Annotated in this window: 10 protein-coding genes and 1 riboswitch; of the genes, 1 reads left to right on the plus strand and 9 read right to left on the minus strand. The window is 40.3% G+C overall.

Annotation, left to right across the window (positions count from 1 at the left end; genetic code table 11):
* Positions 1–136: 136 nt before the first annotated feature.
* A riboswitch (Lysine riboswitch) is annotated at positions 137–311 on the minus strand.
* Positions 312–354: 43 nt separating this feature from the next.
* Positions 355–870, minus strand: a complete 516-nt coding sequence (locus HED67_RS01210) for a cob(I)yrinic acid a,c-diamide adenosyltransferase (protein ID WP_221717279.1) — start codon at positions 868–870, stop codon at positions 355–357.
* A 234-nt stretch (positions 871–1,104) separates the two neighbouring features.
* A complete protein-coding gene (locus tag HED67_RS01215) occupies positions 1,105–1,731 on the minus strand; it encodes a single-stranded DNA-binding protein (RefSeq protein WP_178439454.1) in 627 nt (208 codons plus the stop codon).
* Positions 1,732–2,108: 377 nt separating this feature from the next.
* On the opposite strand from HED67_RS01215, the gene typA reads away from it, so the two are divergent.
* Positions 2,109–3,935, plus strand: a complete 1,827-nt coding sequence (gene typA, locus HED67_RS01220; protein WP_178439451.1) for a translational GTPase TypA — start codon at positions 2,109–2,111, stop codon at positions 3,933–3,935.
* Between the two features lie 442 nt (positions 3,936–4,377).
* On the opposite strand, the gene HED67_RS01225 is transcribed toward typA, so the two are convergent.
* From HED67_RS01225 to HED67_RS01250, 7 genes are all read right to left on the minus strand, one after another.
* Positions 4,378–5,091, minus strand: coding sequence for a metallophosphoesterase (locus HED67_RS01225; RefSeq protein ID WP_246612055.1), 714 nt, complete (start codon positions 5,089–5,091; stop codon positions 4,378–4,380).
* A gap of 413 nt (positions 5,092–5,504) precedes the next feature.
* The gene (locus HED67_RS01230) at positions 5,505–5,690 is read right to left on the minus strand and encodes a DUF6440 family protein (RefSeq protein WP_221717280.1); all 186 of its coding nucleotides are present in this window, start codon (positions 5,688–5,690) and stop codon (positions 5,505–5,507) included.
* 55 nt (positions 5,691–5,745) lie between these two features.
* The gene (locus tag HED67_RS01235; RefSeq protein WP_221717281.1) at positions 5,746–6,123 is read right to left on the minus strand and encodes an SdpI family protein; all 378 of its coding nucleotides are present in this window, start codon (positions 6,121–6,123) and stop codon (positions 5,746–5,748) included.
* 43 nt (positions 6,124–6,166) lie between these two features.
* Complete coding sequence (locus tag HED67_RS17705) at positions 6,167–6,655, minus strand: PDDEXK nuclease domain-containing protein (RefSeq protein ID WP_330656602.1); 489 nt, start codon at positions 6,653–6,655, stop codon at positions 6,167–6,169.
* An 87-nt stretch (positions 6,656–6,742) separates the two neighbouring features.
* Positions 6,743–7,183 carry a DUF1016 N-terminal domain-containing protein gene (locus HED67_RS17710; RefSeq protein WP_330656603.1) on the minus strand — a complete coding sequence of 147 codons (441 nt, stop codon included), beginning with the start codon at positions 7,181–7,183 and terminating at the stop codon, positions 6,743–6,745.
* A gap of 33 nt (positions 7,184–7,216) precedes the next feature.
* Positions 7,217–7,606 (minus strand): hypothetical protein, encoded by a 390-nt coding sequence (locus HED67_RS01245; RefSeq protein ID WP_227083217.1) that lies wholly within the window; start codon positions 7,604–7,606, stop codon positions 7,217–7,219.
* A gap of 66 nt (positions 7,607–7,672) precedes the next feature.
* A complete protein-coding gene (locus tag HED67_RS01250) occupies positions 7,673–7,837 on the minus strand; it encodes a transposon-encoded TnpW family protein (RefSeq protein ID WP_221717282.1) in 165 nt (54 codons plus the stop codon).
* Positions 7,838–8,124 lie beyond the last annotated feature (287 nt).

Genomic DNA, 8,124 nt, shown 5'->3' on the forward strand with positions numbered 1-8,124 from the left:
TTTCTATTACTGCTATAAAGGGGACATGTACTTCTGCTCTTTTTGCAAGTCTTAGAGAATTCCACTGGAATTGACTATGGCATAAAAAAGAGCCGACGCAATGCCGACTCATAAGAATATTCTCAACTATGAAAATTCTTCAAGCAGCACTCCATCAAAATGATGACAGTCATACAGCTCTTAACTGTATGCCCAGCAATATATCTTCCAGGGGATATAAGGCTTCGGCATATCATCCTTTCCAACTCATTCATCTGCACCTGACTGCATCCTGAGTTCTACTTATATAAATATGCGCCTCTACTTAATTACTATTTCATAGTATCACCAAACAACCATCATGTCAACAGCAAACTACATGCATGACGGCTTTTCAGAACAAGATCCTTTGACAATATCCAGACGTGAAATATAGTCTGCATAAGGGATCAGTTCATCTGGAAGATGACGTCCTGTCATGATCAGTTCCACGGACTCATCCTTCATCTCGATCAGACGGATCACATCCTCGCAGGTAATGATTCCCAGGTCTACAAGCCCCAGTATCTCATCCAGGATCAAAACCTCACATTCTCCAATGGACAATACCTTCTTGGCAAAATTGTAGCCATTAAGAATGTTCACCTTCTCTTCCTGCTTCTCTTCTTCCGTCAGATCTTCATAAAAGGCTTCTTCTCTCTCGAACCTGAAGACCTTGATCTCCGGTTCCAGTCTCTTCAGGTAATCAAGCCTGCCAGTTATCTTCCCCTTCAGAAACTGAATGACAAAAACCTCTTTCTCTTCACTGGCGCAGACAAGTGCACGTCCCATAGATGATGTTGACTTGCCTTTGCCTTCGCCAAAGTAAATCTTTACTAAACCTTTTTCCACAACACTTACCTCTATGATTCCTGTAGAATCTCTCTATTCCGGCACAGCCTCTGCCTCTCACTGCGCTTCATATAGACAATTGATGGTAATTCCGGTTTAAAGCCTGCTTGCCAATTATCCGACTTTAAACAAATACATAATAGTAAATATCATATTCATAGAGAAACGTCAAGTAAAACCTCATAAACTGTCGCTTTTATCCTGCATATTCGTATTTATTCTACATATTCGTATTTATTCTACACATTCGATTTTATTCACCGAAATCTCATAAGCTGTCCGCTTTTCCACCACGTCATCCTCCAGCCGTTTCTGGTATGTACGGCTTTGGATTCTTCCCCAAAGATGAATATGTGTCCCGACTTCAAACTTGCCGGCAAACCTTGCATTTCTTCCCCAGCAGATGCAAGGCAAATAATCGGATTTGCCATACGGCCGGTTCACCGCCATCAGAAGATCTGCAATTTCACGCCCTAACGGCGTCATCCGGTAAACCGGCGGTTTGCAGATGTAACCATCCAAATAAATACTGTTCGGCCTTGTCAGCGTTCCTTCTTCCCCCACAAATGAAAACTCTCTGACAAACACCGAAAGAATCAGTCGGTTTCTCCCTTCCTCATGTTTATTATAGGAACGAAACTGTCCATGGACTTCTACAATCTTCCCCATACAGCTTTCCTTCACATCCACCAGCCGCTCCGAAACCATCAGCGGAATCCGATCCTCCATATGACTCAGCCTGCTTACAACCACCTCCAGCATATAAAAGCCTTCCCCAAAAACTTCATGGCTGTATGTGAACTCCGAATCAACAGTACCTACGATTGTCACCTGATTGTTATCCATTGCTTTATCTGCCATCTTTTAATCCCCTTTCACCCTTCTGGTAAATTTAATTTTTATGTATTTATATGTATTCCGTTCAGGCACCATTTATGCCATCTGTTTTTCATCAGACAGGCATCCTGTGACCTCTTTCTCTTCTCTGCCCCTACAAAAACAGATTTTCGTGATAGTTAAAATCTACCATGGTTTACCATGAAAAGAAATTCTCATTCATCGACAGACTCCGCCAGACAACGGCATTTGAAAGGATTCATCTGCATTTTTCGCCTTTTTGAATGCAATTATTCACTTTTATTATAGATTTCCGAAATAAAAAACTTGAAAAACCCGTTGGTAATTGATATGATAAATAGCGTTGTTAAGCAGATTCTTTTTCAGAAAGAAGGATTTATATGAATATAAAGAGAGAAGATACAAGAAACATTGCCATCATCGCTCACGTTGACCATGGTAAAACAACTCTGGTAGATGAGCTTTTGAAACAGAGCGGTGTTTTCAGAACCAATCAGGTTGTACAGGAAAGAGTCATGGACTCCAATGATATCGAACGTGAACGTGGTATCACAATTCTTTCCAAGAATACAGCAGTTTTTTATAAGGATGTCAAGATCAACATCATCGATACACCGGGACATGCCGATTTCGGCGGCGAGGTAGAACGTGTCCTTAAAATGGTAGACGGCGTTGTCCTTGTTGTAGATGCTTTCGAAGGCCCTATGCCTCAGACAAAGTTCGTTCTGAAGAAAGCCCTTGAGCTGAACCTGGCTGTTATCGTATGTATCAACAAGATCGACCGTCCGGAAGCAAGACCGGATGAAGTCATCGATGAAGTGCTTGAACTGCTCATCGATCTGGATGCTTCAGAAGAACAGTTAGACTGTCCATTTGTTTATGCTTCCGCCAAGGAAGGTGTAGCTATGCTTGAGATCGGTGATGACAGCAATAACATGCAGCCATTATTCGAAACTATCATCAATCACATTCCTGCTCCGGAAGGTGATCCTGACAAGGGTACACAGGTACTGATCAGCACTATCGATTACAACGAATATGTTGGCCGTATCGGTGTCGGCAAAGTCAGCAACGGTACAATCCGTGTCAACGAGGATGCCATCATCGTCAATGCCCATGACCCTGAGAAACGCCGTAAGGTGAAAGTCAGCAAGCTCTACGAGTTTGATGGTCTGAACAAAGTAGAAGTAGAGAAAGCCGGCGTCGGTTCTATCGTTGCCATCTCCGGTATTTCCGATATCCATATCGGTGATACACTCTGCTCTCCTGACTTTGTAGAGCCGATTCCATTCCAGAAGATTTCCGAGCCTACAATCTCTATGAACTTCATCGTCAACGACAGCCCATTAGCCGGCCAGGAAGGTAAGTTCGTTACATCCAGACATCTTCGTGAACGTCTCTACAGAGAATTGAATACAGATGTCAGCCTTCGTGTTGAAGATACAGAGAATACAGATTGCTTCAAGGTATCCGGCCGTGGCGAGCTGCATCTTTCCGTCCTCATCGAGAATATGCGTCGTGAAGGCTATGAATTTGCAGTCAGCAAAGCAGAAGTTATCTATCACAAGGATGAAAAAGGTCATCTCCTTGAGCCAATGGAACAGGCTGTCATTGATGTACCGGATGAATTCGCCGGTGTTGTTATCGAAAAGCTCAGCTTCCGTAAAGGTGAACTTCAGGGTATGTCCCGTTCCAACGGCGGTTATACACGTCTTGAGTTCCTGATCCCATCCCGTGGCCTCATTGGTTATCGTGGTGAATTCATGACTGATACAAAGGGTAACGGTATTCTGAATACAATCTTCGACAGCTATGGCCCATACAAGGGTGACATCGCTTACCGTCAGACAGGTTCCCTGATCGCATTCGAAGCCGGTGAAACCATCACTTACGGTCTGTTCAATGCCCAGGAACGTGGTACTCTGTTCCTTGGACCTGGCGAAAAGGTTTATCAGGGTATGGTCGTTGGTGAAAACCCTAAGGGCGGCGATATCGAGCTGAACGTCTGCAAGCGTAAGCAGATGACCAACACCCGTGCTTCAGGTTCCGATGAAGCCTTAAAGCTTGTGCCTCATAAGGTACTGAGCCTTGAACAGGCCCTTGACTTCATCGAAAATGATGAGCTTGTTGAGATTACGCCTAAGAACATCCGTATCCGTAAGAAGATTCTCGATCCGAAACAGCGTATGCGTGCGAACAAAAAGTAATTTTTGACGCGTGGCCTGTCATTTCTAAATAAAGATATAAAAAGCGTCTATTCAACACAAGCCGCTCTCGCTGCCAATGCTAGCAGCGGTACATAAGGCAGTAAAATACACTGCCTAAGTACCGGCGAGCATTGAAGCACTTGTGTCTGAATAGACGCTTTTTATATCTTTTTCGGGAATTTTGAGGCCACGCTGCACCCTAATTCGTTTTGACTAGTGAATGCTGCTTCTGATTAATCCGTAATTTTAGTTTGTTGTTATTTTTATGGTCAGAGCAGAGGCTTTCCAGTTGGAGTTGTCAGACTGCATTTTCACGTATCCTGTCTTCATTTTTGTTTATTTGTAACTGTTCAGAACCAAGCAAAATTTAAAAAACAGGTATAAAATGCTTGCATTTTGGAGGTTGGCTCTGAACAGTTATGTTTATTTTTACTATCCTATTTTATTTTACGCCACTGCATTCCCACGTCTCTGTATCCAGCAGCAAAAATTCTTCCGTCCCAATGGGCTTTCCGTTCTGGTAAGTTGAGAAGACATCACAGGAAATCAAGTTGCCCTCCTTTGTAATCATATTCATCGGCGTATGACCCACTACCTGCAATAATTCCTTTGTTTTATACAGCCGCATATTGGAATGCTGGGGTCTGAGCCAGATGGGCGAGGCATCGTTCCACATTTCGTTTGGACCGAGTTCATTAATGGCTGCCACCACAGCCTCCACGTCATGATAATTCGATTTCGGTACAACGCTCTCTGCAAAATAATCCAATACCCCTCCATGTGAAAATAACACGTTATCTATTTTCTGGACATAGCGAATCGGATGGTTCTCCGGGAGTGCATCCCGCAAATCCAACAATTTTCTCTGCACGGTGTAAGCTGCCATTGAACTGTAGCCACTCTCCAACCGATGCCAGAGATAGCTCAAGTCATGATTGCCATAACACCAGGCGGTCTCCGGAAATTCTTTGGCAAAATCAATGGCCGCATCATAGGTTTGTTCGTACAATGCAATGTCATATTCTTTTCCCCAGTCATCCGGAATATCCATCAGACACACTGCACGGTCCGCCTTTTTTTCACACATAAGCACTGCTGCCTGTTCAAACATCCACGGTTTCAAATGCACATCCGGTATTACCAAAACTCGCATCATTTCATCCTCCTTTTTTGACACGGTATCATCTTATCTTCTATTATACCGCAAAAGAAAGACTTCGTCGTCCCACCAGTAACAAAATGTCAATAGTTTTTAATCACTTTTTCAAAAAAGGCAAAAAAATAGAACGTATAGTTAATTTCCATACGCTCTATCTCACATTTCATATTAAATTTTTGAATTCTACAAACTTGGAGTTGTATCATCACTTATCTTTATCTTTTTTTGAAAAAATAAGACTGCCAGATATGCCAAAAGATATACCCAGACATATTCCAATTCCAATTCCAGCCATGCTATTTAATGAGTTTATGAAAACAATGCTCCAAAGTATTGCTGCGACTATTCCGATAGTGACTCCTATAATTATCTTTTTGCTTTTCGTAAGCTTTATCCTTTAACTCCCGATTTTACTTTGTGACTATGACTTTTCCTTCCGAATCCAGAAGAGGTGTAATACTGGCTCCATATCCGGACTTCCAACAAAGGTAATTAACTCCCGTCTCTTTATCTACAAGAATTTGGCGAACTCCTTCATCCTTAAGCCCACTTCCATCTCTAAATATAACTTCAAATCTTTCTTCTTTCTTTGCCATGTTTATTCCTCCTTTTTTCAAGCGTTAAATCCCGATTTCCTTGATTCTGCAAACTTTATCGTCTTGTTCCATTCTTATCAAAATTCTTTTTTAATGCTATTTCTGTTGGGAGAATAGACCCAATTAAAGGAATAAGTTGAACACCACAGATAATTCCTCCCATACTCCCAACACAATCTTCATTTTTTCCAATTACTAAAAGCATGAATATTACTGTTATTGGCAACATAACCATTCCACAGACATACCAGACTTTACCACAATATTTATGAGCAAATTTCCATGTGTCTTTATTCTTCATAGACATCGAAGTTCGATATCCAAATACTGAATTTATTTCCTTTGGAGCCTTTTTCATAAAATATCTTCCAAAACCAATCATCGTAAATGGAAGAAGCAAATCCATAATCAACATAAAAATCCAAAACTCCATTGTAAATCTCCTTTACTATAACTTCCGCTTTGTATTTTCGTTTTTATTCTTTTTTGTGAAATTCTTTCAAATTTAATTCACGTTTCAATTCTTCCTCTGACGGCAGATAGGTGAAATATTTTGATGCAAATATCTGGTGATTATCTTCAGGAAGCGTATATTTTACAATAGAATCTCCCTTGTCTGCACAGAGTACAATCCCAATAGGCTGCGTGTCTCCTTCATTCATCATTTCACGAGTATAGTAATTCACATACATCTGCATTTGTCCTAGATCCTGATGGGTCAGTTTACCCATTTTCAAGTCAATGAGAACGAAACATTTTAAAATATAGTTGTAAAATACCAGATCAATAAAAAAGTCCTGTCCATCCAATGTAAATCTTTTCTGGCGTGCTACAAATGAAAATCCTCTTCCAAGTTCCAAAAGGAAATGTTGAAGATGATCAATCAATGCCTGTTCCAAATCTCCTTCATATACATGTGTGTCAGGCTGAATCTGCAGAAATTCCATAACATAAGGATCTTTCACTATTTTCTCATATTCTGGTTTTGGCTCTGTTGTTTGAATTTCATTTGCAACCGCTATCTTATCCTGGCTTGCTAAAATACGCTGATACTACATCGTATTGATCTGCCGTTCCAGTTGACGAACACTCCATGCTGCTTTTGCACATTCTTCCATATAAAATCTTCTTGCCTGTTCATCATTTATACGCATCAAGACACGATAATGTGACCAGCTCAATTCAGGACACAGTGTGTCTCGAATTGGAAAAGTGCAATAAAACTGCCTCATCTTACGAAGATTCGATTTATCAAAACCTTTTCCGAACTCTGCGGTCAGCTGCTCAGAAAGATATTCCAATAATTTCTTTCCGTATTCTGCGCGATCATTTTCTCCACATGCTTTAAAAATCTGTTCTCCAATTTCCCAATAAGTTGTTACCATAGCAGAATTTACCGCTGTGCTTAAGCGATGTTGTGCAGACACAATAGAATTACGAATAGAATGATAAGTCTGTTTTGCATTTTGATTTTTTTGTAAATTATAATCCATGCTCTTTACTCCTCTGAATTTCTAAAATAGAACTTACTGTTCCTCTATTGATTCAATATTTTCAATTCGCATCAGCTTAACTACCTGCTTATCTTTTTTCTCTGTATAACAAATTTTTATCCATTCATCATCTGCGTCTATTATCTTGCAGGATAATTCAGTTTTTCCTGCAAAACTAAAAATGAACTCTGATCTGATAATACATTGTTTTCCTACAAGATCATTAATCAGCTTTGACATATATGCCACTCCTCTCTGCTTTTTCTCCAATCGTTTTACTTTCGTTTCTAAACGCTTTACTTTTCCCGGATACGCCGAATAACAAAGTAACAGCAACAATGCTACAATTCCGAACCATTCCATATTATTCTCCTTAGCAAACTTAACGCTAGCATGTCTGTTTCTTAAAATATCTTTTGCCATTCAAATCATATCACACTATCAGACATATTTCCATTTCAATTTACTCAGTCAAGTCACTTCGCTCAGCTACATTTCCTGTCGGCTTGCTTCTGTAACCAGCATCCGGTTAATCTTTTCCTGCATGGTTTCCTTTGCCTCTTCGCTGAAATAATAACGAACAATATATACTGTCTGCCCGATCTTCTTTGTAAATGTGTTTCTTTCTGCTTTTGTATTCATCATTTTCTCCATAATCATCTATTTCCTTTCTTTCCTGTGCCCGACAGAGAGAGGATTGTCTTTTTCCCTGCCGGAAGTTTATCTGTACGCTGACAACATAAGTGTCAACATGGGGTTTGAAACTTTTTACTGGTTGTTTTTTTATTTTCCAAAATACTACTGGAAAGTTTTTTGAATGTTCCTGTTGACACCTGTAAAAAAAGCTGAAACGCCAGTAAATATACAATGTCATTAACTTAAAGCAGAAGATATTTATTCTAAAAGGATTAGATATCTTCTGCTTTTTTTGATATGCTTAC

This window comes from Pseudocoprococcus catus, from assembly GCF_019734885.1.
GTDB lineage: Bacteria > Bacillota > Clostridia > Lachnospirales > Lachnospiraceae > Coprococcus_A > Coprococcus_A catus.